Raw genomic sequence first — 24,236 nt, forward strand, 5'->3', positions numbered from 1 at the left:
CAAGGCCAACGCCCTGCTCGAGCTCGACATCGACGGCAAGACCGAGCTCGTGCTCGTCAAGGACGTGCAGAAGGACCCGGTCCGCCAGATCATCGAGCACCTCGACCTCATCGTCATCCACAAGGGCGAGAAGGTCCAGATCGAGGTTCCCGTGCACGTGACCGGTGAGACCGTCGCCGGCACCATCGCCGACCTCGACGCCAAGACCCTCCTGCTCGAGGCCGAGGCGACCCACATCCCCGAGAACGTCGTCGTCGATGTCGGGGGACTCGAAGAGGGTGCCCAGATCTTCGCCAAGGACATAGAGCTGCCCCGGGGCTCCTCGCTCATCAGCGACCCCGACATCTCCGTTGTGTCGCTCGTTCCTTCCGAGATCTCAACGTCAGCTTCTGTTCAAATGCGACTCAAGGCTCTCATTGCCCTTTTCGGTGAGGACGAACTTGGACACGTTCTAAGGGTAACCAACCCGGAGTTGCTCCGCCTCGATGAAGCCTCAGCCAAGAAGTCGAATGCACTCGACGCCCTCGCGGGTCTGGAGCGAGTAGCAGTCTTGGCAACCAATCGATGGGGATCTGCCGCTATCGATTGGCTTCGTGGACCAAACATTGTCCTTGAAGGAGCGCGTCCGATGGACGTGCTCGAGCTCGATGGGCCTGACGAAGTGATCCGAGCAATACGACTCAGCGCGGCATAGGCGTGATCGTCTATCGCGTTTTTCCATATGATCCCGCTGCTGCGGTGGGAACCTCAGGACATCCCGACTACTTGCACCGCCCGCAAGGAGGCGGACGCGCAGATAATGCAAACGAGTACGACACCTGGTACTACGCACTTACGCCCGAAGCCGCCGTCGGTGAAGTGTTCGGAGAGTTCGCCGAGTGGTCGGATGAGATGTTCGACGTTCCCTACTTGCCGTCTGGAAGACGTGCCCTTGCCGCGTATGAGATCCCGGACTTGCTTCGGTTTATCGACCTAGACGATGCGCGGAATCTTGTAGATCGAGGCTTACGGCCAACGCAAGTGGTATCTAAGAATTTGGGAGTTACGCAGGGGTGGGCTATGGACGTCTTCCGCGAGCGGAATTCGAACGGCGCGCCTCGATGGGACGGCTTACGTTGGTGGTCCTTTTGGCGTCCAAATTGGACGGTCTTTGCCAGATGGCGCCCAGTCGGAGGCTCACCCGATCACCAACTTCTGAATATTGAGTACATCGACATCACCCATCACGTAGTCGATGTGGCACGCAAAGAACTGCGACGCCCGCGCCGCTAGACGGATTTGGCAAGCGGGGCCCGGCGAGACCGCCGAGAATTCTTTCCCATTGTATCTACGGGACTATCACCGAGTAGTTTGCGCGGCCCGTCCATGCCGCTGCTCGACTCTTGTCGTCATCCCTGTATCCGCCGGACAGTCTTCAGACCTTCGCTACCGGTCCAAGGCGTGCATGCAAAGTCGACCATTTTCGATCCTCAGTTTAGAAACGGAGTGGCCCGCCCAGGAAACTACCCGACGCGTGGTTCTCAAAGGGGTGCGTCCGCACTGTGCGAGTCTCCGCGGGCTCTCAAATCGCGCACTGCAACATTCCTCCTTGGCGATCACTGGAATAGTTTGCTGCTTAGCTTGGAACATCTCCTCAGGACCGCCGTATGTGCCCGGTTAACTGAAGGCCTTCCGGATTGCCCAAGATCGCCACGATAAGTCCCTCGGATCCGCAAGGATCCGGGGGACTTCGTCTTTGCCGCGACCCGGGCGTCGGGACGACCCGATAGCCTCGCGCTATGGAAGCCGTTCGAGAGCCGCAGGGCGATCGGGCCTGGCAGCCGGGAACCGTCCGGGACGCCGCCGGCGGCATCGTCGCCCTCACGATCGCGACCTTCTTCGCCATCACCACCGAGATGCTGCCGGTCGGGGTGCTGCCTGCGATGGGCGACGACCTCGGCGTCTCGGAATCGATCGCCGGGCTCCTCGTCACCGTCTACGCGTTCATGGTCGCCGTGCTCGCCGTGCCGTTGACGCTCTGGACCCGACGGATGCCGCGCAAGGGCCTCCTGCTGGTGACTCTCGCCGCGTACACGGCAGGCAACCTGGTCGTGGCCCTGGCGCCCACGTTCGCCGTGGTCGCGGCGGGCCGCGCACTCGGCGGCATCGCCCACGCGCTGTTCTTCTCGTTGAGCATCGCGTACTGCTCGCGTCTCGTGCGGCCGGAGTTCACCGGGAGGGCACTCGCACTGGTCACGGCTGGGGCGTCAGCCGGCTTCGTGCTCGGCGTTCCCCTGTCGACGTCCCTCGGCTCGGCCGTGGGATGGCGGGTCGCCTTCGGCGTCCTGGCGGCGGGGTGCGCTCTCGCATTCGTGTCGGTGGTGGTCCTGCTGCCGGCCGTCGCCGTGGACGCCGGACACGACCGCGACCATCCCGAGCGTCGAGCGCGCCGAGGGCGCCTAGCAGCGGTCTCGGTCACGAATGCGCTCGTCTATCTGGGCCAGTACTCGGTCTACACCTACATCGCCGTCATCCTGCTGGCGTCGGGTCTGTCCACGGCCGGCGTGGGGCCCGTGCTGCTCGTGCTCGGCGGCCTCGGTCTCGTCGGAACCTGGTTCGCCGCCGTCAGTCTCGACCGCCGCCCGCGGTCGAGCCTGCTGATCGCGCTCATCGCGATGGTCGTCGGGCTCATGGCGCTCGGGTTCGCGTTCCCCGACCAGGTCGGGGTGCTTGCGGCATCCGCCCTCTGGTTGACCGGCTTCGGTGCTGTCGCCTCCAGCTTCCAGACCGCAGCCATCCGCACGCTAGGTGCGTCGCCCGACCTCATCGGGGCGCTCGTCAACGCGACGGCGAACATCGGCATCGGCGGGGGAGCGGCTCTCGGTGGAGCCGTGCTGGCCGGCATCGGACTCACTTGGCTGCCGTACTGCGGCGCGGCCCTCATCCTGGCCGGCGTGATCGTCATCGTCGTGTCCCGGCGGGCGTTCCCGTCATCTCCCACCGCGAGCTGACCCGACCATGGTGAAGCCCCTGCTCCGAGACGACGCCTTCGAGGCCGTCGCCGCAGACATCATGGCCGATTCGGCGAATGCCGATCTCACCGCTCGCGGCTGGACTCCGCTCTTCACCGGCTCCCGCACCTCCCGTGTCGTGATCATGAGTCAGGCGCCCGGGCGGATCGCGCAGGAGTCCGGCATCCCCTTCGATGACGCGAGTGGGCGACGCCTCACCCGCTGGCTCGGCGTCGATCATGCACAGCTCATCGATCCCCGGCACTTCGCGATCGTTCCGATGGACTTCTACTACCCGGGTAAAGCTCCGTCGGGAGATCTGCCTCCGCGCAGGGGAATCGCGGAGAAGTGGCATCCGCGCATTCTCGAACTGATCACGGATGCCCGGCTGACGGTGCTGGTCGGCTCCTACGCCCAGCGCCATGTGCTCGGCAGTGAGCGCCGTGCGACGCTGACCGAGACCGTGCACGACTGGAGCGCCTACGCGCCGGCGGTCGTCCCGATCGTGCACCCATCACCGCTCAACACCGGTTGGCTCATGCGCAATCCGTGGTTCGAGTCCGAACTGGTTCCCGATCTGCAGGCTCGTGTGACCGCAGCCCTCGCAGCGCCGGCGCCGACTCGCCAGGCGCACTGACCCCATTTCGTGGCGGATCCGGCCGGTCGTCAGTGAGGGCTCCTCAGCCTCAATAGAGTGGGACTTGTCGAACGGAGTTGCAGATGACCGACGCGCCCTACCGCGTCCTCGTTATCGAAGATGACGAGGACGTTGCGCTGTTCACTCGCACCGTGCTCGAGAAGCGCGCAGGATGCGATGTGCGGGTTCTCTACTCGGGCATCGGCGCCATCGACGTGGTGCGCGAGTTCCGGCCCGACGTTCTGGTGACGGATGTCGAACTCCCGGGCGCCAGCGGACTCGACATCCTCGAGCAGGCGCGCCTCATCGATCCCTCCCTTCCCGTCATCGTCATGACGGCGCACGCCTCCGTCGACTACGCGGTCCGGGCCCTGCGCGATCGCGCCGACGAGTTCCTCACCAAGCCCGTGCCGAGCACAGTTCTGGTCGAGACGGTCCACCGTCTCGGCGCGAGGTCGCGTCAGGCGGCTGCGGCGCGTCAGAAGCGCACAGTGCTCGCGATCGGCGCCCACCCCGACGACGTCGAGATCGGCGTCGGAGGGGTTCTCGCGGCCCACGCCGCAGCCGGCGACCCGATCGTCATCCTCACGCTCTCTCGCGGTGCCCGCGGAGGTGCCGCCGACGACCGCCAGCACGAGTCGCTGGCATCAGCCGAGATCCTCGGTGCGAGGCTCTTCATGGAGGACCTCGAGGACACCCGCATCCCGAACTCCGACCCGACGGTGGGCATCATCGAACGGGTCGTCGCCGAGGTGTCTCCGGGCATCGTGTACACGCACACGAAGAACGAGCGACACCAGGACCACCGCTCCGTGCACGAGGCGGCTCTCATCGCCACCCGCAGGGTCCCGACCGTCGCGTGCTTCCAGTCTCCGTCCTCGACCATCGAGTTCCGGCCCAGCCGCTTCGTCACCATCGACGGTCACACCGACACGAAGCTCGCCCTGCTGAGGGCGTTCGCGTCGCAGGCCGGCATCCGCGACTATCTCGAACCCGACTTCGTTCTCGCCACCGCCCGCTACTGGTCGCGCTTCGGCACCGGCCGCTACAGCGAGCCGCTCGAGATCATCCGTGACAGCGCCGCGATCGGCGCTCCGTCATCCATCGACACCTCGGCCGGCGCAGTGGCGTCGAGTCCGAGACCTGGGGAGGAAATGTGACCGTCTCACGAGTGCTCGTGACTGGAGCCGGGGGACCGGCAGGAGTGGCGGTCATCCGGTCGCTGCTCAAGCGGGACGACCTGGAGGTCTTCGCCGCCGACATGGACGGCTGGGCCAGCGCGCTCTACCTCGTTCCGGCCGAGCGCCGCCGCATCATCCCGGCCGGCCTCGCGCCCGAGTTCGTCGACGCCATCATCGCGCTCGTCGCCGAGGACGCCATCGACGTGATCGTGTCGACGGTGGATGCCGAGCTCCCCGGCCTCGCCGACAGGCGCGCCGAACTCGGCGCCGAGCTGGCGGCCCCATCGGCCGAGGCACTGCACACCACGCTCGACAAGTGGCTGCTCATGCAGGCCGTCGAAGGCAAGGCACGTATCCCGCACACCGAGCTGCTCACCCAGGAGGGTGCCGAGTACGACTGGGTCTTCCCCGTGATCGTGAAGCCCCGCAGCGGTGCCGGCTCCCGGGGAGTGCACCTCGTGCACACCCGCGCCGAGCTCGAGGCCGCGGCGGGCGACACCAGCCAGATCATCCAGGAGAACCTGCCCGGCGACGAGTTCTCGGTCGACGTCATCCTCGGTGCCGACGGCCACGTCATCTCGGCCGTGCCGCGCCTGCGAGCCCGCGTCGATTCCGGAGTGGCCGTCGCCGGTCGCACCGTGCACCGCGCAGAGCTCGAGGACACGGCCGCCGCGTGCGCGATCGCCGCCGGACTCGTCGGCGTCGCGAACGTGCAGTTGCGCTACGCCACCGACGGAACCCCTGCCCTCCTCGAGATCAACCCGCGCTTCTCGGGCTCCATGCCGCTCACAGTCGCGGCCGGCGTCGACATGCCGTCCCTCGCCGTCGATCTCGCTCTCGGGCGCGAGCTCCCGCACACGGTCCCGTTCCAGGAGATCGCCGTCACGCGGTTCCTCGAGGACATCTTCCTGCCCGTCGACGAGATCATCGCGTCGTCATGAGCGCGGCATCGCATCCGGAGCTGAACGGCGACTGGCATGTGCACTCGCAGTTCTCCGACGATGCGACGAGCACGATGTCGGAGAACATCCGAGTGGCGGCCGAGCGCGGCATCCGTCACCTGAGACTCATCGACCACGTGCGGGTGAGCACGACCTGGGTTCCCGAGTTTCTCGCGGCCGTCGCCGCTGAACGAGTCTTCGCGCCCGATTCGCTCACCGTGCACACAGGGGTCGAGGCGAAGATCCTCGACGCGTCCGGAAGGCTCGACATCCCCTCCGACCTCGTGGTCGGGCCGGGCGGAGTGGATGGCATCGTCATCGCCGATCACCAGTTCCCGAGTCACGACGGCCCGTGGACACCCGAGCGCACGCGTGCCGAACTCGCTGCGGGACTCTCGACGACGGATGCGCTGGCCACGCTCGTGCACGCCACGATCGGCGCCATGAAGCTCGCTCCCGGCGGCCAGCTCGCGCATCCGTTCTCGATCCTGCCGAAGATCGGGATCAGCGAGGACGACCTCCCCGACGACCTGCTCGCGGAGTGGGCGGATGCCGCCGCCGCGACGGGCACGAGCATCGAGGTCAACGAGAAATGGGCCTGCCCGGGCCCACGCGTGATCAGGGCGGCCCGAGCGGCCGGCGCGACGGTCGTCGCCGCAACGGACAGCCACGTGGCCGAGGACGTCGGACGCTACGACCGCGTCATCGCATTGCTGGATGCCGCTGTCCCGGGGGAGACCGCATGACACCGGCCGACTGGGGGAACATCCTCGAGACGATCCTCGTGGTCGTGCTCGTCATCTTCGTGGCGCTCGGCATCGTGCCGGTGCTCATGATGGCGTACCAGTTCCTGCTCATCCCCTTCCACGCCTTCCGCAACCACTACCGGAAGGCGGCGCCCTACCTGCCCAACGTCGCGGTGATCGTGCCGGCCTGGAACGAGGGTGCCGTGATCGGAGCATCGATCGACAGGCTCATGTCGCTGGAGTATCCAGAGGGGCGCCTGCGAATCTACGTCGTCGACGACGCGTCGACGGATGACACTCCCGACGTCGTGAAGGCGAAGGCGCTGCAGTACCCCGGCGCGGTGTTCCACCTGCGACGGGACGTGGGCGGTGAGGGCAAGGCGCACACGCTGAACCACGGCATCCGCATCGTGCTCTCCGAGGACTGGATGGAGGCGCTGCTCATCATGGACGCCGACGTCATTTACCTGCCCGACTCGCTGCGCCGCATGACGCGGCATCTCGCCGACCCCGAGGTGGGCGCCGTCACGGCGTACATCCGCGAGGGCAGCACAGAGAAGAACTTCCTCAATCGCTTCATCGCCTTCGAGTACGTGCTCTCGCAGATCGGCAGTCGCCGCGCGCAGAACGTGCTCGGGGCCCTGGCCTGCCTGGCCGGGGGCGCTCAACTGCACTCGCGCTTCAACCTGGTCGACATCGGCGGCGCCATCGACACCAGTTCGCTGGCCGAGGACACCGTGACGACGTTCAAGACGCAGCTGGCCGGCCGACGGGTGGTCTTCGAGCCCTACGCCGTGGTCCTCGCCGAGGAGCCGCTGGCCATCGCCGCTCTGTGGAAGCAGCGTCTACGCTGGGCGCGCGGCAACGTGCAGCTCACCAAGCGCTACAAGGACGTCTGGTTCCGCCCCTCGAGGAAGCACAACCTCGGCAGCATCTCGTTCGGCCTGTTCTGGTTCAGCGTGTTCCTGCTGCCGGTGCTGATGATCCTCTCGTCCATCGGTCTCATCGGCCTCCTCCTGTTGGAGTCGAACCTGGCCTCGGAGGTGTTCCGCATCCTCTGGGTCACCGCAGCCTGCACCTACATCTACACGATGCTGCTGGCGGCCCAACTCGATCCGGTCACCGGACGCTCCAGCTGGCGCGAGGCGATCCTGTTCCCCGGGCTCATCTCGATCGTGATCATGGTCTCCGCCCTGCTGCCCGGATTTTTCGAGGTGGTGGTTCCCGCCTGGTTCGGCTTCCACATCACCGAGACCGGCCTCTTCCTCTGGACCCTGTTCACGTACATCTGGATCTCGGTGTCGATGCTCGGCGCCTGGCTGACGAAGGCCGTCGACGGCACCCGGGCAGGGCGCTGGCTGAGCCCGCTCCTCACCTACATCGTCGGCTACGGTCCCATCCTCTGCGCTGTAACCTTCGACTCGTACATCAAGGAGGCTCGCGGAGCCGCCATGGTGTGGGACAAGACTGAGAAGACAGGACGGGTGATGGGATGACCGAGCTCGGTGAGCGCGCCCTGCAGCGCGAGATCGACGACAACCGGCGCTCCGAGCGCCGCCTGATCCCGCAGGCCCTGCTGGCATTGCTGATCGTGGCGGCCATCGTCTTCGTGAGACAGGTGTACTTCCTGTGATGGCCGACGATCCGACGGCTCCCTGCCGCGTGCTGATCGTCGACGACAGCGACGACCAGCGCGAGTTGCTCGGCAAGCACTTCACCAAGGCCGGATGCGTCATCGAGCTGGCTGAATCCGGAGAGGACGGCCTCGCCGTCGTGCTCGACTTCGCGCCGGACATCATCGTTCTAGACCTGCTGCTCCCCGGTGCCGATGGCTGGATGATCACCACGCGGATGCGCGCGCTCGCCCCTGAGGCTGCCATCGTCATCTCCTCGGTACTCGACGCCCACGACTACCCGGTGGCGGATGCAGTTCTGCCCAAGCCGTTCACCGGTGATCAGGTGCGCGCGATCGCCGAACGCCTGCGCAGGGAGCATCCCGTTGCCGACTGAGAACCGGGCGCTTCGCACCCTCGTCGCCGACGACGATTCCGACATCCGCTCGCTCATGGAGATCACCGCGATCATGGCCGGCCTCGATGTCGTGTCCGTCGTCAGCGACGGCAGGGCAGCACTCGAGGTGATCGAGCGAGGGGGCATCGAGCTCGCCATCCTCGACGTCTCGATGCCCGAGATGAGCGGCCTCGAGGTTCTCGCCAGCATCCGGTCATCGCGACCCCGGACGGAGCCGCGCGTCGTCATCGTGTCGGCCAGCGTGGATGCGGCTTCCCTCGCGGCCGGACTGGAGTCGGGCGCCGACGACTACGTGACCAAGCCGTTCAGCCCGCGCAGGTTCGCGGAGCGGTTGAAGGAACTGATCGAGGAGTGGGACGCATGACGACGCCGACGTGGATCGGCCGCCTCGTCGGTGACTCGCCGACGCCGGGACTGAAGCAGATCCCGTCCGTGGCAGGGCTCGCCCTCGCGCTGCTGGCCATCCTCTTCGCACCGCGTGCGGGCATGACCGATCCGGCTTGGGGATGGTTGGGCATCCTCATCGTCGTCGTGGCCACGATCGCGGCCTTCCTCCTGCCGTGGCGACGCATGCCCCATACCTGGACTCTGGCCCTGCCTCTCGTCACCATGGTGGGCTTCGGCTTCTTCCGCGTCGGCACGGGTGGGGCATCCTCGCTCTTCGGCGCGCTCGTCATCCTCCCGGTCGTCTGGATCGCCACCGAGGAAGGCCGGCGCTACATCGCGGTCGCCGCCGTCTCCGCCTGCGTCGTGCTGCAGATGCCGTATCTGCTGGGTGAGGCGTCGTGGACCGATGGCATGGTGCTTCGAGGCTTCTTCTCGCCGTTCGTGTACCTCATCTTCGCTGCCATCCTCAACGATCTCGCACACCGGTCCCGGCTGCAGATCGCCTCGCTGAGCACCCTCGCCGAGCAGCGCGCGACGCTTCTCGCCGAAGCGGAGAGGCAGGCGCGCGATCTCGAGGCGAGCGAGGCCCGACTGCGTGAGTCCGAGCAGTTCAACCGCAGCATCTGGGAGGCCATCGTCGCGGAGTCCGTCATCGCCGTCGACCTTCGCGGCGAGGTCGTCGCCTGGAACCCCGGGGCCGAACGGATGCTGGGTCACACGAGCGACGAGACCGTGGGCAGGAGCTACATCGTCGACTTCATCGATGCCGGCCAATTGGTCGAACGCACCGCGGAGTTCGACTCCAGCATCGATCCCATCAACGACCACGACCATTTCGTCGACCTGATCTCGGCGGCGCGCGAGGGATACGGCGACAACGCCGAGTGGACCTACCTGCACGCCGATGGCACGAAGATCCCCGTGCAACTGTCGGCATCGCCGCGCATCGACCAGACGGGTCAGGTCGTCGGCTTCATCTTCATCGGCACCGACCTCACGCAGGCGCGCGAGGTGAACAAGCTCAAGGACGAGTTCGTCGGCATGATCTCGCACGAGCTGCGCACGCCGCTCAGCTCGATCCTGGGCTACCTCGAGCTCATCCGAGACGAGGCCGAGGAGCCGCTCACGCCCGAGCAGCTCGCCTACTTGGCCGTCGCCGAGCGTAACGCGAACCGCCTGCTCTCACTCGTCGGCGACCTGCTCTTCACGGCGCAGGTGGAGGCGGGCAAGTTTCCGCTCGAGCGTCAGACGGTGGAGCTCGGCGAGATCGTCGCCGCTGCCGTCGAGTCGGGGCGTCCGGCCGCCGAGCGCAACGGCGTGAACCTCGAGGCCGAGCTGCCGCAGAACCCCGTGGTCGTCGACGGCGACCCGACGCGGCTCGCCCAGGCCTGCGACAATCTGATCTCGAACGCGCTCAAGTTCACGGGCCGCGGTGGATCGGTCACGGTCTCGCTGACCGAGTCCGAGACCGAGGCCGTCATCGCCGTACAGGACACCGGGATGGGCATTCCCGCCGCCGAGATCGACAGGCTCTTCACCCGATTCTTCCGCTCGTCCACGGCTATGCGTCAGGCCGTGCAGGGTGTGGGGCTCGGCCTCAGCATCACGAAAGCCATCGTCACGGCGCACCATGGCCTGATGGGCGTCTCGAGCGTCGAGAATGAGGGAACGACATTCACCATCGCACTGCCCCGACCACTCGGGATCCGGCGCGGGGTCGAGGTCGCAGGAAACCAGATGAACGAGGAGTCGACTGCATGAGCGAGACCAGCATCAGGCGGAACGACGATGGCGGGCGCTACGAGCTCTCCATCGACGGCGAGATCGCCGGCTACGCCGAATTCCGGCAGAGCCCGGGCGAGATCATCGTGACCCACACGCAGACCCTGCGCGACTACAAGGGCCAGGGCGTCGCGACGCGGCTGACCGAGTGGATGCTCGCCGACGCTCGAGAGCGCGGCGAGCGGGTCGTGCCGAAGTGCCCCTTCCTCGTGGAGTACCTCGAGACCCACCACGAGTTCGACGACATCATCGATCGAGGCTGACGGATGCCGTCACTCGACGACCGGACGGCTGCCGGTGCTGCAGACCTCGGCGTCGCCGTGGCGCAGTTCGCGCCCACCGACGACGCCGGGTCCAACCTCGCCGAGATGACCAGGCTCGCCCGTCTCGCGGCATCCCGCGGCGCACAGCTCGTCGTCTTCCCCGAGTACTCGGCCTTCTTCAGGGCCGAGCTCGACCAGGACATGGTCGATGCGGCCGAGCCCCTCGACGGGGAGTTCGTCCGCGCTCTCGCCGACCTGGCCGCCTCGCTCGGGATCCACATCGTGGCGGGTGTTCTCGAGCAGTCGACGGATGCCGCACGCTTCTCCAACACCCTCGTCGCCTTGAACCCGCGCGGTGAACTGGTGGCCACGTACCGGAAGCAGCACCTCTACGACGCCTTCGGCCAGACGGAGTCCGCCCGAGTCGTGCCCGGTGCCATCGGCGAGCCCGAGACGTTCGTGGTGGGCGGCATCCGCGTGGGAATGCAGACCTGCTATGACATCCGTTTCCCCGAGGTGACCCGTCGCCTCGTCGACGCCGGCGCCGACCTCGTGCTGGTTCCCGCCGAATGGGTGCGCGGGCCGCTCAAGGAGCACCACTGGCGCACACTCGCGACGGCGCGCGCCATCGAGAACACCGTCTACGTCGCCGCGGCCGATCACGCACCGCCGGTGGGAGTCGGCACCAGCTTCGTGATCGATCCGATGGGGGTCGAGCTCGCCACGATCGGTGAGACGACGGATGCCGCCCTCGCCTGGGTCAGCGCCGAGCGCATCGCGGCCGTGCGTCGCACGAACCCGGCGTTGGCGCTGCGGCGCTACGCCGTGGTGCCGCGCTGACGCGTCTCCGTCGCTGAGCCGCGGCGGCGGCGTCGGTCGGCCGGTCAGTCGTTCAGTCGTTCAGCCGTTCAGCCGTTCAGCCGCGCGAGTCTCGCGACGGCGTCCTCGAGCACGCTCGTGCGCTTGCAGTAGGCGAAGCGTACGAGGGAGGCGTACTCGTGGCGCCGATCCTCGTGCACGAAGGCCGTGATCGGAACACCGACGACTCCGGCCAGGGCGGGCAGCGATCGGCAGAACTCCACGGCATCCGGATGCCCGAGCGGAGCGGCATCCGCCACCACGAAGTAACCGGCCTGGGGGAGTGAGACCGTGAATCCGGCATCCGTCAGCCCCGACGACAGCAGGTCGCGCTTCGCCCTGAGGGTGTCGGCGGCCGAGGTGAAGAAGCTGTCTGGCAGGCCGAGCCCGACGGCGATGGCGGGCTGGAACGGTGCACCGTTGACGTACGTGAGGAACTGCTTGACGGCGAGCACGGCCGTGACGAGCTCGGCCGGCGCGGTGAGCCAGCCGATCTTCCAACCCGTCGTGCTGAAGGTCTTACCGCCCGAGGAGATGGTGATGGTGCGTTCGCGGCCGCCGGGCAGGGTGGCGATCGGCACGTGCTGCGCCTCGAACACCAGGTGCTCGTAGACCTCGTCGGTCACGATGATGGCGTCGTGGCGCTGCGCGAGCTCGATGATCAGCTGCAGCACCTCGGGGCCGAACACGGATCCCGTCGGGTTGTGCGGCGTGTTGACGATGATCAGTCGGGTGCGATCGGTGATCGCCGCACGCAGGTCGTCGAGGTCGGGCTGGAAGTCGGGAGCGCGCAGGGGAACCGTGCGATGGATGCCGTTGGCGAGCCCGATGATCGCGCCGTAGGAGTCGTAGAACGGCTCGAACGTCACCACCTCGTCGCCCGCCTCGACCAGCGCCAGGATGGTCGCGGCGAGGGCTTCGGTCGCTCCCGCCGTCACCAGTACCTCGCTCTCGGGGTCGAGGGTGATGCCGCGGAAGCGCGACTGGTGAGCCGCGATCGCCTCGCGGAGCACGGGCATGCCCCGCCCGGGCGGGTACTGGTTGATGCCGGCGGAGATGGCGTCACGGGCGGCCTCGAGCACCTCGACCGGGCCGTCCTCGTCGGGGAAGCCCTGACCCAGATTGATGGCGCCGGTGCGGGTGGCCAGGGCGCTCATCTCGGCGAAGATCGTCGCCGCGATGCTGCCGTCGGCACCGAGCAGGCCGGCTCCGCGAGCTGCGCGTTGCCACGGGGCGTCGGCCGTCATCGGTCTCCTGTCGTCGTGCGGTCGGGGCATCGAGATGACGGACGCCCTCCACACCCACGCTAGGCGACCAGTGCGGCACACTTGTGGATTTCTCTCGCGACGAGCCGCGCGAATGGCCTACCGTGACTGCATGCGCGCCGCATCCCACCGCTACACGCTCCTCGGTGCGGTGCTGCTCGCGACGGGTCTGTCGACGGTCGCGCTCGGCGGATGCGCCGCGTCACCGAAGCCGCTTCCGTCGGCCAGCAGTACGCCGTCCGCCACCCCGGTGTTCGCGTCGGACGAGGAGGCGCTCGCAGCGGCGGAGGAGGCGTATGCGGCGTACCAGAAAGTCAGCGATGAGGTTGGGCACGACGGGGGCACCCGACCCGAGCGGTATGAGGCGGTTGCGATTGGGGAGGCGCTTGAAAATGCGCTGAAGAACGCAAGCCAATATCGCGACGCCGGCGCCACCCTGATCGGATCCACCTCGTTTTCGACCCAGGAGTTGCAAACGGCCGAGTATGCGAAGTCAGAAGCTCTCGAGATCGTTCTGTACGTATGCGACGACGTATCTCTTGCTGACATTGTCGATGAGACGGGAACTTCTATCGTCAAACCCGATCGGCAAACTGTGTTGCCATTCGTCCTAACCGTTGTAGGGAGTGCAGACCAGCTTCAAGTTTCGGAAAAGGTTCTCTGGGACGGAAAGAACTTCTGTCCATGAAAAGGGCCGGGTTTCTAGTTGCGCTAGTGCTGGCTATTTCGTTGGGGTCTAGTCCTGCATACGGGGCGGGCGGCCCATGTCTTGATTTTGATTCCATCACCGGTGGCTGTCCGACATCCTCGGGCTCGATCAACGACGGCAGCGTCGACATCAACGCGCACACCGGCGGCAGTACCGACGGCGACGGTGGGGCATCTGACGGCGGTGGAGACGGCGGTGAGGCCGGCGGGGGCGACGCCGCACCCCCGCCCGACCTCATCATCAACCCTGCGGTGGGTGACGACGGCGTCGACGTGAGCCTGCGAACGCTCACCGGCGGTGACGGCGATGGCGGATCCGTCACCTGCGGCGCCATCGTCGACTGCACTCCGCAGGAGCCGACGCCGCCCACCGTCGTCACCCTCGACGACATCGCCTCATTCCGACCCACGACGCCGTCCCAGACGATGGAACCCGATGGCTGGGCCGTCATCGGGCTCCCGGCCAACTTCTTCACCATCGCCGCCGCCGAGACCGAGGCGGGCACCCTGCTCGGCTTCGACGCACGTGTGCGTTTCACGCCGGTCGGCTACAGCTGGGCCTCCAGCGATGGTGCCTCGGCGTCGAGCGGAACCGGCGGCGCCAGCTGGGCGGCTCTCGGGGTGCCGGAGTTCACGGCGACACCGACCAGCCTGACCTTCACGACGACCGGGCGCATCACCGTGAGCGCATCCGTCGACTATGCAGCCGAGTTCAGCTTCGCAGGCCAGCCGTGGCGCCCGATCGCCGGTACGCTGACAGTGTCGGCGAACGACATCATCGTCACAGCAGCACAGGCTGAAACGGTGCTCGTCGCTCGGGACTGCGTGCGAAATCCATCGGGTCCAGGCTGCTGACGACCGGAAGCTTGCGGGTCATAGGGAACTCTTATGCTCGGGCAAGTCTGCTCACAGTCTTCACGAAACCAACGCACAGCTTCGCCCGCCAAGCTGACATCGCTTGGAAGGAGCAACCATGACCGAGAGCAACACCCCGGACGGCACGCCGGAGCAGATCGCTTCGCACAACGCCCCCGAGCAGACTTCCCCTGAGGCGAAGACGCCCACCGGACCCACCGAGGTCATCGAGCCGACTGTCGAGCACGCCGCTGCTCCTGTCGTTTCCGAGCCCGCGACTCCGGATGCCGCGACCACCCCGATCGCGCCGGCCGCACCCGCCGCGCCTGCCGCGCCGGTGACCCCGCCGGCAGCAGCCGCCCCCGTCACCCCGACCCCGGCACCTGTCACCCCGGCACCCGTCGCCCCCGCTGCGGCTCAGCACCCGGGCGCACACCCCCAGACCACCGACGCGTTCGGCCAGCCCGTCGCTCCGGCCGCCACGGTCTACGCTCCGGGCACCGCCCCGCAGCCGTACGCCCAGCAGACGCAGCCCACGCAGCCCTACGTCGGCGTTCCCGCAGCACCCGGAGCAGCCGGTGGCAACGGCGGCGCCGCCGGCGGAACCACCGCGACCAAGCGTCGTGCGACCCTCCCCATCGTTGCCGCGCTCATCGCCGGCGCCCTCATCGGAGGAGCCTCGGGAGTCGGCGTCGCCGCCGTGCTCACGAGCAACGACGACACGACGCAGTCTTCGACCTCGGCCGAGCCGCAGAACGTCGTCGTCAACAACACCGACTCGGTCAATGAGATCACCGCCGTCGCCGCCAAGGCCTCGCCGAGCGTCGTGACCATCTCGGTGCAGTCCGATGCCGGAGCGGGAACAGGCTCGGGCATCGTGCTCTCGAAGGACGGCTACGTGCTCACGAACACGCACGTCGTCACCCTCGACGGCAGCGCGAGCGACACCCAGATCCAGGTGCAGATGTCCGACGGAACCCTCTACACCGCGAAGCTCGTCGGCACCGACCCCGTCTCGGACCTCGCCGTCATCAAGCTGACGGATGCCTCGGGCCTGACCCCCCTCGAGTTCGCGGACTCCAGCAAGCTCAACGTCGGCGACTCCGCCGTCGCCATCGGCGCGCCGCTCGGCCTCGCCGGCACCGTCACCAACGGCATCGTGAGCGCGCTCAACCGCTCCATCCAGGTGGCGTCCTCCGCAGCCCCCGACGACTCGACGCAGGACCAGCAGGACCCCAACGACGAGAACGGCCAGGGCGGCGACAGCCCGTTCAACTTCTGGAACCTGCCCGACGACGGCAGCGGCCAGCAGCAGGCGCAGCCCCAGGCCACGTCGACCATCTCCCTCCCGGTCATCCAGACGGATGCCGCCATCAACCCGGGCAACTCGGGTGGTGCGCTGCTCAACTCGAAGGGCGAGCTGATCGGCGTGAACGTGGCCATCGCCAGCGCCGGAGCCACCACCGAGGGCAGCCAGTCGGGCAGCATCGGCGTCGGCTTCGCGGTCCCGTCGAACCTGGCCGAGCGCGTCGCGAACGAGATCATCAAGGACGGCGCAGCCTCCCACGGTCTTCTCGGAGCGAGCGTGCAGGATGCGACCAGCGCCGAGGCCGGAGTCGTCGGTGCCCTCATCAAGGAGGTCTCCTCCGACGGAGCGGCAGAGAAGGCGGGCCTCGAGTCCGGTGACATCGTCACCGAGTTCAACGGCGTGCCGATCTCGAACGCCACCGACCTGACGGCCCAGGTGCGCTACCTGGCCGGCGACGCGAAGGCCGACCTCAGCTACGTGCGCGACGGCAAGAGCGAGACCGCCACCGTCACCCTCGGCGAGTACACGGCAGGCTGATCGGAGCCGACCGATCCTGAAGCCGCCGCACCCCAGGGTGCGGCGGCTTCAGCCGTTTCCTGCTGCGGGTGTTCCCAGAATCCCTGCGATAGGCTCAATCGACCGTCTGACGAGTGGATGCAATGACCGAGAACGCCCCCAGCGGCCCAGCAGAGCTGCTGCCTGGCGTCTCCTACGTCATGCCGGTGCTCAACGAGGTGACGCACGTGCGCGCCGCGGTGAAGAGCCTGCTCGAACAGGACTACGTCGGCGAGTTCGAAGTGGCGATCGCGCTCGGCCCGAGCATCGACGGCACCACCGAGCTTCTCGCCGACATGGCGGCCGAAGACCCGCGCATCAGGGTCATCGACAACCCGGTGGGGTCGACTCCCGCCGGTCTCAATGCGGCGATCCGTGCGTCGCGGCATCCGATCGTCATCCGCGTCGATGCCCACTCCAGCCTGCCGAGGGACTACGCGCGCATCGCGGTGGAGACCATCCTCGCGACCGGCTCGGCCAACGTCGGCGGCATCATGGACGCCCGCGGTCACAGTCCGTTCCAGAAGGCCGTCGCCCTCGCCTACACGACCAAGGTCGGACTCGGCGGCTCGTCGTTCCATGTCGGGGGAGTCGAGGGACCGGCCGAGACCGTGTACCTCGGATGCTTCCGGCGAGAGGCCATCGAGGCCGTCGGCCTGTTCGACGAGGGCATCAAACGCGGCCAGGACTGGGAGCTCAACCGCCGTCTGCGGCTGGCGGGGGAGACGGTATGGTTCACCCCGCGACTCAAGGTCGTCTACCGCCCCCGACCGAGCGTCTCCCGTCTCGCGCGCCAGATGTTCTCGACCGGACTGTGGCGCGGCGAACTCGCGCGGCGGTTCCCCGCCAACAACGGTCTGCGCTACTTCATCCCTCCGCTAATGGTGGTGGGAGTCACTCTCGGCGTCCTGTTGGGCCTCGCCGGCGTGGTCCAGGCCCTCGTGGGAGCCCTCCCGTGGATGCTGATCGGCTTCGCCATGCCGGCCGTGTACGCGCTGTTCGTGGTCGCGGCCACCATCCTGTCAACCACGGGCGCCGGAATTCGCGTGTCCCTGTGGTTTCTCCTAGTCTTGCCGTGCATCCACTTCTGCTGGGGGCTCGGCTTCCTGCCGGGCTATCTCTCACTGACCAGCAATATCGCGGCGCACACGGGGAGATGAGCTTGGCGGCAACACACGAGTCGGCGGCGTCTCCCGAGCGTCCGGCGCGACCGTCGTCGATCGCCGAGCTGCGCGCCGTCGCGCAACCACCGGAGGTGCGAGGCCGTCGCAACGCCGAGCACTGGACCGCGTCGCTCTACCTGCGCGACCTCTCGCCGTACCTCACCTGGATGCTGCTGAAGACGCGTATCTCGGCCAACGGCGTGACCGGACTGATGATCCTCGTGGGCTGGTCGACGGCCGCAGCCCTCCTCATCCCCGGCATCTGGGGCGCGCTTCTCGCGCTCGTTCTCGGCCAGCTGCAGATGCTCGTCGACTGCTGCGACGGAGAGGTCGCCCGCTGGCGCCGCACGTCCTCCCCGGCTGGTGTCTTCCTCGACAAGGTCGGGCACTACTCCACCGAGGCGCTCATCCCCATCGCCCTCGGCATCCGTGCCGCCGCCTGGCCGTTCGACACTCCGGAGGACTACCTCTGGACCACACTCGGCACCCTGCTCGCGCTGCTCATCGTGCTGAACAAGGCGTTGAACGACATGGTGCACGTCGCCCGAGCGAACGCCGGACTCACGAAGCTCGCCGACACCCACGGAGAATCAGCACCCACCCACAGTCTCGTCGCCACCCTCCGTCGGGCCGCGCGCTTCGTGCCGTTCCACCGTCTCTACCATTCCGTCGAGCTCACGATGATCGCCTTCATCGCGGCTGTGATCGGTCTGTTCGTCGGCCAGCCCGAGGTCGACCGCATCCTCGTCGTCGTGCTCGTTCCCCTCGCCTTCCTCGCACTGATCGGCCACTTCGTCGCGATCATGGCCTCCAAGCGTGTCCGTTCCTGATCCCACGGTCGGGGTCGTCGTGCTCACCCAGGGCACGCGTCCCGACGACCTGGCCCGCGGCATCCGGTCGCTCCTGGATCAGACCGGTGTGAGCCTCGACATCGTGTGCGTCGGCAACGGATGGGAGCCGACCGCGCTGCCCGCCGGAGTCGCCGCTCTCGCCCTGCCCGAGAACCTCGGCATCCCTGCCGGACGCAATCGCGGAGTCGCGCAGGTAAGCGGTGAGTTCCTGTTCTTCCTCGACGACGACGCGAGCCTGCCCGATCCCGAGTTTCTCGCGGCGGCGGTGGCGAAGCTGCGCGCCGACGCCTCGATCGGCCTCGTCCAGCCCCGCGTCGTCGACCCCAGCGGGACCACGCCGCCGAAGCGCTGGATTCCGCGCATCCGCAAGGGCGAGGCCGAGCACTCCAGCAACGTCTTCTCGGTCTGGGAGGGCGCCGTCATCCTGCCGCGCGCGGTCTTCGACGCCACCGGCGGCTGGGCCGAGCCGTTCTTCTACGCCCACGAAGGCATCGAACTGGCCTGGCGGGTCTGGGACCAGGGCAAGCGCGCCTGGTACGCCGGCGACCTCGTCGCGAACCACCCGGTGATCACGCCGACGCGGCACAGCTACTACTACAGGCTCAACGCCCGCAACCGGGTGTGGCTGGCCCGGCGCAACCTTCCCGCGGTGTTCGTACCGCTCTACGTGGCCTCCTGGACCGGCGTGCAGCTGCTGCGTTCGGTGCGCAATCGCGACGGCCTCGGCGCCTGGTGGGGCGGCTGGCGCGAGGGGTGGAGAACGGATGCCGGTGAGCGTCGGCCGCTCCGCTGGCGCACGGTGTGGCGCATGACACTGGCGGGGCGCCCGCCCGTCATCTGACGTGGGCGCTCGAATCGCGGGATGATCGCGGGCGGCATCCGTCGTCGACCCCCATCGCAGTCACCCGGGTAGGCTGGAACCGTGGGTGTGATGAAGGACGCGAAGCTCGGCTTGCGCTATGTGAAGAGCGTCTTCGCCAACCGCCGGGCCCAGTCGGAGCTGCGCCAGAAGCTCGCTCTCAAGCCGCCGCTCGAGCCGTACCGGTTCAAGGTCGCGGTCTACTTCGCCGACGGCAAGGTCAACCTGTACCAGATGCGGCAGTGGTACAAGCCGCTCGCCGAGTTGTCGAAGACCTGGCCCGTGCTCATCCTCAGCCGTGCCTCGGGCTCGGCGTCGATCCTGCTCGACGAGGCGCCGGTTCCCGTGGCGTACGTGCGCAAGGTCGTCGACCTCGAGCGGGTGATCGACGAGCAGGACCTGCACGTCATCTTCTACGTCAACCAGAACGCCAAGAACTTCCAGATGATGCGCTACGGGCGCCGCTGGCACGTTTTCATCAATCATGGTGAGAGCGACAAGATGTACATGACCACGAATCAGTTCAAGGCGTACGACTACGCCCTGGTCGCCGGTGACGCCGCCCTGTCGCGACTGAACAAGGTGCTGTGGGACTACGACTTCGCGAAGCGTGCGCTGCCCATCGGCCGGCCGCAGGCGGACCACTACTCGGGCGATCTGCCCTACACTCCGGATGCCCGCGAGGTCGTGCTCTATGCGCCGACGTGGGAGGGCGACCGGGCGGCAGCGGCGTACGGTTCCGTCGCCACCCACGGCGTCGCGCTCGTGCGCGCCCTGCTCGCGAGCGGTCGGCATCGGGTGATCTATCGCCCGCATCCGCGCTCCGGAGTCGTCGACGACGCCTACGGCGCCGCGAACCGCGAGATCATCCGCATGATCGCTCAGGCCAACGCCGCAGACCCGACGGCGCAGCACATCTTCGACCAGGGAGCCGACCTCGGCTGGCAGCTCGCCGCTGCCGACGTCGCCGTCGTCGACATCTCTGCGATGGTCTACGACCGTCTGGCCACCGGCAAGCCGCTCATGATCACGCGACCGGTGAACCCGGCCGCCGAGATCGACACCGGCGGATACCTGTCGGACTGCGAGTGGCTGACGGCCGCGGACGCCCCGGGCATCGTCGCCTTCGTCGACGAGCTGTCGCACGGGGACGACGCGCGCGAGAGGCTGCGCGTGTGGGTGGAGCGCTACTTCGGCGACGCGACTCCGGGGGCGGCCACGGCGCGCTTCCACGCGGCCGTACAGCACCTCATGGACGAGTGGGAGCGCAACGCCGCACTGCACGCGGCCGATGGAGAGGTCGACGAGCACGATGTCGGCGAGGACGACGACCCGGGCATTCTCGGCCAGTAGACGGCGTCAGCGGTCGAGGCCGCCGAGATCGGCGCTCGATCAGCGCGCTTCGGGGTCCGGTTCGCCGAACAGGTCGTCGAGGGGATCCGGCTCGAGAGCGGCATCCGGTGCCGTCAGGCTCTTGCGACGGGGACGGATGGCGCGCATCCGCCCGTTGATGATGTTGCTGGCCCGGGAGACGCCGCCCTGCACTCCAGCGAAGGCGCGCGTCGCGATGTTGCCGCGCGAGTCGCCGACCACGATGTCGTGCGGTTCGAGTTCATGGGGGAGCGTCTCGGGCGGCATCCCGAACGCCAATCGCGACGACTGCACGACGCGTCCCGACACGATCCGGTTGCCGACTCCACCGATGACGGCACCGATTCCGAAGGGGATGGCCTTGGAGAAGACGCTGGCGCCGGCTCCCACCACGAACTTGCGCAGGAACATCGACTTGAGCTTGTCGGCCAGCGGCCCGACGAGCGCGCGTGGCAGGTTCGCCGTCACGAGCTCGCCCCAGTAGGCGCTGCGCACGGCTCCACCGCCGGACACCTGTCCGGCGAGCTGGCGCACCAGGCTCGAGCCCTCGGAGCCGAGCATCATCGTCATGATGAGGGCGCGGGCCCGATCGGGGTCGGCCACGGCGATACCGTGCACCTCGGCGACGGACTGCGCGTACAGCGCCGTCGCCTCGAGGAAGCCCGCGGTCTCGACACCCGAGAGCACGATCGTCATGCCCGTGCCGATGCCGGGGACCACCGCCGTCGCTCCGACGGCCGCGCCGCCGGTGGTGGTGGCGGCCATGTACCGCCGCTCGAGGATGCGCACCAGCTGTGCCGGGGTCGCATCCGGATTGCGTCGACGGATGCTGCGGATGTGCGCGAGCACCGCGGGGCGCTGCACGCCCAGTCCGAAGTCGATCGTGCGCACCAGGCGCGGCGGCAGCTCGCCGCCGACGGGGGTGCCGCCGGTGGAGGAGACGATGGGCTTCGGTGTGCGTGCCATAGAGGACGAGCCTATTGCGAGAGTCTGAGGGATCCCCCTCCCTTGCGGATGGTCGCCCGATGTGGCACGAGGCGCCCGTCGCCGGCCGGGCCCATCCGCAGCATGCGGTCCGCCCCGCGAGCCTCCTCGAACTAGATTCGAGGTATGACGCAGCTCATCACCTGGGAATCCATCGAGGGCCTCGAGCGCCGAGCGCCCCGCCTCGTCGCGACTCCCGACCAGCATCGCGCAGTCGCCGAGACCGTCACGGCCTGGGCGACGGATGCCGCATCCTTCGATGTCGACGACGGCATCACGCGGGCGCACCTCCTCCTGGTGGGGGCCGAGCACCTCGAGATGGCCGGCGACCTCGATGAGGCGCGTCGGCTGGCCGAGACTGCCGCCACGCATCCGACTGCGGAGCCGTTCGGGGCGCATCCGACGCTCATCTCGCTCGCCTTCGCAAGCGGCGACGTCGATCGGGCCGTGGCCCTGGCCGACGAGGTCAGGGCGGCGCCGGAGGCAGGCCTGCACATCATCCTGATGATCGCCGAGACCTTCGAACTGAACGGCGACCTGGCGAGGGCCGAGCGCTGGAACACCATCGGTGCACGGCGGGCGTCGGCCGCCAGCCTGTCGCCCACCGAGCAGTACCTGACCTTCCTCGGCGGGCGCTTCCGGGCGCGACGCGACGCGGGCAAGCCGCTCGACGGCCTCGACGACGAGGCGCAGGAGTTGCGCGCCGAGGCCGGGCTCGACCCGCTGGTCTGAGCGGCATCCGTGGCCCGAAGCGGTCAGGCGGAGCGAGCGGCCCGACATGCCGCCGGCCCGCCGGCCCGCCGGCCCAGCTCAGGCCTTCGGGGGCTTGGCCACTCCGTAGTCGGCGTTGTAGGCGTCGAGCACGTCGCCGATGGGGCCGTCGAGCACGAGCTTGCCCTTGTCGAGGTAGAGGCCGCGCGTGCAGAAGCGACGCAGGTCGCGCTCGTTGTGCGACACGAAGAACAGCGTGCGTCCTCCGGCGAGGAGCTCCTCGATGCGGGCGTAGCACTTCTCGCGGAACGCCTTGTCGCCGACGGCGAGCACCTCGTCGACGAGGATGATCGGCTCCTCGAGACGCGAGATCACCGAGAAGGCGATGCGCACCTTCATGCCGCTCGAGAGGTGCTTGTAGGGCGTGTCGAGGAAGTCGCCGATGTCGGCGAACTCGATGATGTCGTCGAAGCGCTCGTCGATCATGCTGCGCGTCATGCCGTGCAGTCCAGCCGTGAGGTGGATGTTGTCGCGTACTGTCAGGTCGTCGACGAAGCCGCCGGTGATCTCGATGAGCGGCGCGACGCCGCCGTGCACGGTCACGCTGCCCTCGTCGGGAAGCATCACCCCGGCCACGAGTTTCAGCAGGGTGGACTTCCCCTGGCCGTTGCGCCCGACGACGCCGATGGCCTCGCCCTTGCGCACGTCGATCGACAGCCCGCGCAGCGCCCAGAACTCGCCGGGCCGGCTGCGACGGGCGCGTCCGGCGAAGAGATCCTTGAAGTTGCGCCGGCCGCGCTTGTTGCGGCGGAACCTGATGCCGGCATCCGCCACCCGGATGTCGATGGCTGCAGCGCTGGATTCGGTCTCGATGGCGGCGTCGCTCATCAGATCTCCTTCAGGACGGAACGCTCGAGCCGCCGGAACAGCAGGAGCCCGACGACGAGGAAGGCGACGGACACGAGAGCCGAGATGCCCACGTCGAACCAGTTGAGCTGGTCGGGGAAGAAGCCTGCGCGGTAGAGCCCGAAGATGCCGGACAGCGGGTTGAACGCCGCCCACACCTGCAGGTCGGCCGGCAGGTCCGTCGTGCCGTAGATGATCGGCGATGCGTAGAACAGCAGGCGCAGGATCAGCCTGACCGCGCGCTCGATGTCCCTGAAGAACACCACGAGCGGCGCCACGATGAGTCCGACGCCCACGGTGAGCACGGCCTGCAAGAGGATCGCGAGGGGGAAGTAGAGCAGGTCGACGTTGACCTGCGCGCCCGAGAAGATCGCGAACAGTGCCAGCACCGGCAGCGACGCCACGAACTCGATGCCCTTCGAGAGCACGATGCGATTCACCCAGATGGTGCGGGGGATCGTGGTGGAACGGATGAGCTTCGCCTCACGCAGGAACGCGCGCGTGGAGTCGGAGATGGTGCCGTTGAACCACATCCAGGGGAGCAGGGCCGTGAGGAGGAAGACGATGTAGGGCTCGGCGCCGACGCTGCGCTCGAAGATGACGGTGAAGACGAACCAGTAGATGGCCGACATGAGCAGCGGGTCGAGGATCGACCAGACGTAGCCGAGGGCCGACGTGGAGTACCGCACCCGCAGGTCGCGGCGGGTGAGCAGCCAGAGGGAGTGGCGATAGCGCGAGAACGGGGTCCACTGGGGGCGCGACTCGGCGTAGGAACTCACGCCGTCCATCGTATGCGCCCGCGCGTCGTGCTCCTGCTCACGCCACCGTGCCGCGTCGCTGCGCCGCGTCGCTGTGCCGTCGCGCCCCGCTGGTGCCGGCATCC

Annotated in this window: 25 protein-coding genes and 1 pseudogene; 22 read left to right on the top strand and 4 right to left on the bottom strand. The window is 67.9% G+C overall.

Translation table 11 applies throughout. The features are described from left to right. The 14 genes and pseudogenes from E4M00_RS18275 to E4M00_RS15455 form a co-directional block, all read left to right on the top strand. Window positions 1–361: pseudogene (locus E4M00_RS18275) on the top strand (50S ribosomal protein L25); the annotation flags it as partial. Between the two features lie 377 nt (window positions 362–738). Beyond that, on the top strand, window positions 739–1,272 hold the full coding sequence (locus E4M00_RS18280; protein ID WP_420813457.1) for an RES domain-containing protein: 534 nt from the start codon (window positions 739–741) through the stop codon (window positions 1,270–1,272). 506 nt (window positions 1,273–1,778) lie between these two features. Continuing rightward, a complete protein-coding gene (locus E4M00_RS15405; protein ID WP_135121384.1) occupies window positions 1,779–2,990 on the top strand; it encodes an MFS transporter in 1,212 nt (403 codons plus the stop codon). Between the two features lie 7 nt (window positions 2,991–2,997). Continuing rightward, complete coding sequence (locus tag E4M00_RS15410; RefSeq protein ID WP_135121385.1) at window positions 2,998–3,627, top strand: uracil-DNA glycosylase family protein; 630 nt, start codon at window positions 2,998–3,000, stop codon at window positions 3,625–3,627. Window positions 3,628–3,710: 83 nt separating this feature from the next. Continuing rightward, window positions 3,711–4,787 (top strand): response regulator, encoded by a 1,077-nt coding sequence (locus tag E4M00_RS15415; protein ID WP_135121386.1) that lies wholly within the window; start codon window positions 3,711–3,713, stop codon window positions 4,785–4,787. Then, window positions 4,784–5,749 carry an ATP-grasp domain-containing protein gene (locus E4M00_RS15420; RefSeq protein ID WP_135121387.1) on the top strand — a complete coding sequence of 322 codons (966 nt, stop codon included), beginning with the start codon at window positions 4,784–4,786 and terminating at the stop codon, window positions 5,747–5,749. The genes E4M00_RS15415 and E4M00_RS15420 overlap by 4 nt, the downstream gene beginning before the upstream one ends. Then, complete coding sequence (locus tag E4M00_RS15425; RefSeq protein WP_135121388.1) at window positions 5,746–6,495, top strand: PHP domain-containing protein; 750 nt, start codon at window positions 5,746–5,748, stop codon at window positions 6,493–6,495. The genes E4M00_RS15420 and E4M00_RS15425 overlap by 4 nt, the downstream gene beginning before the upstream one ends. Then, on the top strand, window positions 6,492–7,991 hold the full coding sequence (locus E4M00_RS15430) for a glycosyltransferase family 2 protein (protein ID WP_167756919.1): 1,500 nt from the start codon (window positions 6,492–6,494) through the stop codon (window positions 7,989–7,991). Before E4M00_RS15425 ends, E4M00_RS15430 begins: the two co-directional genes overlap by 4 nt. Beyond that, window positions 7,988–8,128 carry a hypothetical protein gene (locus tag E4M00_RS17905; protein ID WP_167756920.1) on the top strand — a complete coding sequence of 47 codons (141 nt, stop codon included), beginning with the start codon at window positions 7,988–7,990 and terminating at the stop codon, window positions 8,126–8,128. The genes E4M00_RS15430 and E4M00_RS17905 overlap by 4 nt, the downstream gene beginning before the upstream one ends. Then, a complete protein-coding gene (locus tag E4M00_RS15435; RefSeq protein WP_135121389.1) occupies window positions 8,128–8,505 on the top strand; it encodes a response regulator transcription factor in 378 nt (125 codons plus the stop codon). The genes E4M00_RS17905 and E4M00_RS15435 overlap by 1 nt, the downstream gene beginning before the upstream one ends. Continuing rightward, a complete protein-coding gene (locus tag E4M00_RS15440; RefSeq protein ID WP_167756921.1) occupies window positions 8,495–8,890 on the top strand; it encodes a response regulator in 396 nt (131 codons plus the stop codon). Before E4M00_RS15435 ends, E4M00_RS15440 begins: the two co-directional genes overlap by 11 nt. Then, window positions 8,887–10,674: a sensor histidine kinase gene (locus E4M00_RS15445; protein ID WP_135121391.1), complete on the top strand. Its 1,788-nt coding sequence runs from the start codon at window positions 8,887–8,889 to the stop codon at window positions 10,672–10,674. Before E4M00_RS15440 ends, E4M00_RS15445 begins: the two co-directional genes overlap by 4 nt. Beyond that, on the top strand, window positions 10,671–10,958 hold the full coding sequence (locus E4M00_RS15450; protein ID WP_135121392.1) for a GNAT family N-acetyltransferase: 288 nt from the start codon (window positions 10,671–10,673) through the stop codon (window positions 10,956–10,958). Before E4M00_RS15445 ends, E4M00_RS15450 begins: the two co-directional genes overlap by 4 nt. A 3-nt stretch (window positions 10,959–10,961) precedes the next feature. Next, the gene (locus E4M00_RS15455; protein ID WP_135121393.1) at window positions 10,962–11,798 is read left to right on the top strand and encodes a carbon-nitrogen hydrolase family protein; all 837 of its coding nucleotides are present in this window, start codon (window positions 10,962–10,964) and stop codon (window positions 11,796–11,798) included. A 68-nt stretch (window positions 11,799–11,866) separates the two neighbouring features. Here the strand turns inward: E4M00_RS15455 and E4M00_RS15460 are convergent, their stop codons facing one another. Further along, window positions 11,867–13,063, bottom strand: coding sequence for a pyridoxal phosphate-dependent aminotransferase (locus tag E4M00_RS15460; protein ID WP_135121394.1), 1,197 nt, complete (start codon window positions 13,061–13,063; stop codon window positions 11,867–11,869). Between the two features lie 130 nt (window positions 13,064–13,193). Here E4M00_RS15460 and E4M00_RS15465 point away from each other — a divergent pair, with 130 nt between their 5' ends. From E4M00_RS15465 to E4M00_RS15495, 7 genes are all read left to right on the top strand, one after another. Next, the gene (locus E4M00_RS15465; protein WP_135121395.1) at window positions 13,194–13,769 is read left to right on the top strand and encodes a hypothetical protein; all 576 of its coding nucleotides are present in this window, start codon (window positions 13,194–13,196) and stop codon (window positions 13,767–13,769) included. 41 nt (window positions 13,770–13,810) lie between these two features. Next, window positions 13,811–14,644, top strand: coding sequence for a hypothetical protein (locus E4M00_RS15470; protein ID WP_135121396.1), 834 nt, complete (start codon window positions 13,811–13,813; stop codon window positions 14,642–14,644). A 118-nt stretch (window positions 14,645–14,762) separates the two neighbouring features. Then, complete coding sequence (locus E4M00_RS15475; RefSeq protein WP_135121397.1) at window positions 14,763–16,490, top strand: S1C family serine protease; 1,728 nt, start codon at window positions 14,763–14,765, stop codon at window positions 16,488–16,490. A gap of 122 nt (window positions 16,491–16,612) precedes the next feature. Next, complete coding sequence (locus E4M00_RS15480) at window positions 16,613–17,668, top strand: glycosyltransferase family 2 protein (protein ID WP_135121398.1); 1,056 nt, start codon at window positions 16,613–16,615, stop codon at window positions 17,666–17,668. A gap of 2 nt (window positions 17,669–17,670) precedes the next feature. Beyond that, a complete protein-coding gene (locus E4M00_RS15485; RefSeq protein ID WP_240037198.1) occupies window positions 17,671–18,501 on the top strand; it encodes a CDP-alcohol phosphatidyltransferase family protein in 831 nt (276 codons plus the stop codon). Then, window positions 18,488–19,363 carry a glycosyltransferase family 2 protein gene (locus E4M00_RS15490; protein ID WP_135121400.1) on the top strand — a complete coding sequence of 292 codons (876 nt, stop codon included), beginning with the start codon at window positions 18,488–18,490 and terminating at the stop codon, window positions 19,361–19,363. The genes E4M00_RS15485 and E4M00_RS15490 overlap by 14 nt, the downstream gene beginning before the upstream one ends. An 81-nt stretch (window positions 19,364–19,444) precedes the next feature. Then, on the top strand, window positions 19,445–20,734 hold the full coding sequence (locus E4M00_RS15495) for a CDP-glycerol glycerophosphotransferase family protein (protein WP_240037200.1): 1,290 nt from the start codon (window positions 19,445–19,447) through the stop codon (window positions 20,732–20,734). A gap of 39 nt (window positions 20,735–20,773) precedes the next feature. Here the strand turns inward: E4M00_RS15495 and E4M00_RS15500 are convergent, their stop codons facing one another. Further along, a complete protein-coding gene (locus E4M00_RS15500) occupies window positions 20,774–21,718 on the bottom strand; it encodes a hypothetical protein (RefSeq protein WP_240037202.1) in 945 nt (314 codons plus the stop codon). 144 nt (window positions 21,719–21,862) lie between these two features. Here E4M00_RS15500 and E4M00_RS15505 point away from each other — a divergent pair, with 144 nt between their 5' ends. Next, window positions 21,863–22,468, top strand: coding sequence for a hypothetical protein (locus E4M00_RS15505; RefSeq protein ID WP_135121401.1), 606 nt, complete (start codon window positions 21,863–21,865; stop codon window positions 22,466–22,468). 78 nt (window positions 22,469–22,546) lie between these two features. Here the strand turns inward: E4M00_RS15505 and E4M00_RS15510 are convergent, their stop codons facing one another. After that, window positions 22,547–23,335: an ABC transporter ATP-binding protein gene (locus E4M00_RS15510; RefSeq protein ID WP_135121402.1), complete on the bottom strand. Its 789-nt coding sequence runs from the start codon at window positions 23,333–23,335 to the stop codon at window positions 22,547–22,549. After that, on the bottom strand, window positions 23,335–24,132 hold the full coding sequence (locus E4M00_RS15515; RefSeq protein ID WP_240037204.1) for an ABC transporter permease: 798 nt from the start codon (window positions 24,130–24,132) through the stop codon (window positions 23,335–23,337). Before E4M00_RS15515 ends, E4M00_RS15510 begins: the two co-directional genes overlap by 1 nt. Window positions 24,133–24,236: the final 104 nt, after the last annotated feature.

The sequence above is a fragment of the Orlajensenia leifsoniae genome, from assembly GCF_004570845.1.
Lineage (GTDB): Bacteria > Actinomycetota > Actinomycetes > Actinomycetales > Microbacteriaceae > Orlajensenia > Orlajensenia leifsoniae.

Excerpts from the sequence above, each read along its gene's own strand:
- E4M00_RS15405 (WP_135121384.1), top strand. The coding sequence starts at position 1,779 with ATGGAAGCCGTTCGAGAGCCGCAGGGCGATCGGGCCTGGCAGCCGGGA.
- E4M00_RS15410 (WP_135121385.1), top strand. The coding sequence starts at position 2,998 with ATGGTGAAGCCCCTGCTCCGAGACGACGCCTTCGAGGCCGTCGCCGCA.
- E4M00_RS15415 (WP_135121386.1), top strand. The coding sequence starts at position 3,711 with ATGACCGACGCGCCCTACCGCGTCCTCGTTATCGAAGATGACGAGGAC.
- E4M00_RS15425 (WP_135121388.1), top strand. The coding sequence starts at position 5,746 with ATGAGCGCGGCATCGCATCCGGAGCTGAACGGCGACTGGCATGTGCAC.
- E4M00_RS15430 (WP_167756919.1), top strand. The coding sequence starts at position 6,492 with ATGACACCGGCCGACTGGGGGAACATCCTCGAGACGATCCTCGTGGTC.
- E4M00_RS17905 (WP_167756920.1), top strand. The coding sequence starts at position 7,988 with ATGACCGAGCTCGGTGAGCGCGCCCTGCAGCGCGAGATCGACGACAAC.
- E4M00_RS15435 (WP_135121389.1), top strand. The coding sequence starts at position 8,128 with ATGGCCGACGATCCGACGGCTCCCTGCCGCGTGCTGATCGTCGACGAC.
- E4M00_RS15445 (WP_135121391.1), top strand. The coding sequence starts at position 8,887 with ATGACGACGCCGACGTGGATCGGCCGCCTCGTCGGTGACTCGCCGACG.
- E4M00_RS15450 (WP_135121392.1), top strand. The coding sequence starts at position 10,671 with ATGAGCGAGACCAGCATCAGGCGGAACGACGATGGCGGGCGCTACGAG.
- E4M00_RS15455 (WP_135121393.1), top strand. The coding sequence starts at position 10,962 with ATGCCGTCACTCGACGACCGGACGGCTGCCGGTGCTGCAGACCTCGGC.
- E4M00_RS15460 (WP_135121394.1), bottom strand. The coding sequence starts at position 13,063 with ATGACGGCCGACGCCCCGTGGCAACGCGCAGCTCGCGGAGCCGGCCTG.
- E4M00_RS15465 (WP_135121395.1), top strand. The coding sequence starts at position 13,194 with ATGCGCGCCGCATCCCACCGCTACACGCTCCTCGGTGCGGTGCTGCTC.
- E4M00_RS15475 (WP_135121397.1), top strand. The coding sequence starts at position 14,763 with ATGACCGAGAGCAACACCCCGGACGGCACGCCGGAGCAGATCGCTTCG.
- E4M00_RS15480 (WP_135121398.1), top strand. The coding sequence starts at position 16,613 with ATGACCGAGAACGCCCCCAGCGGCCCAGCAGAGCTGCTGCCTGGCGTC.
- E4M00_RS15500 (WP_240037202.1), bottom strand. The coding sequence starts at position 21,718 with ATGGCACGCACACCGAAGCCCATCGTCTCCTCCACCGGCGGCACCCCC.
- E4M00_RS15505 (WP_135121401.1), top strand. The coding sequence starts at position 21,863 with ATGACGCAGCTCATCACCTGGGAATCCATCGAGGGCCTCGAGCGCCGA.
- E4M00_RS15510 (WP_135121402.1), bottom strand. The coding sequence starts at position 23,335 with ATGAGCGACGCCGCCATCGAGACCGAATCCAGCGCTGCAGCCATCGAC.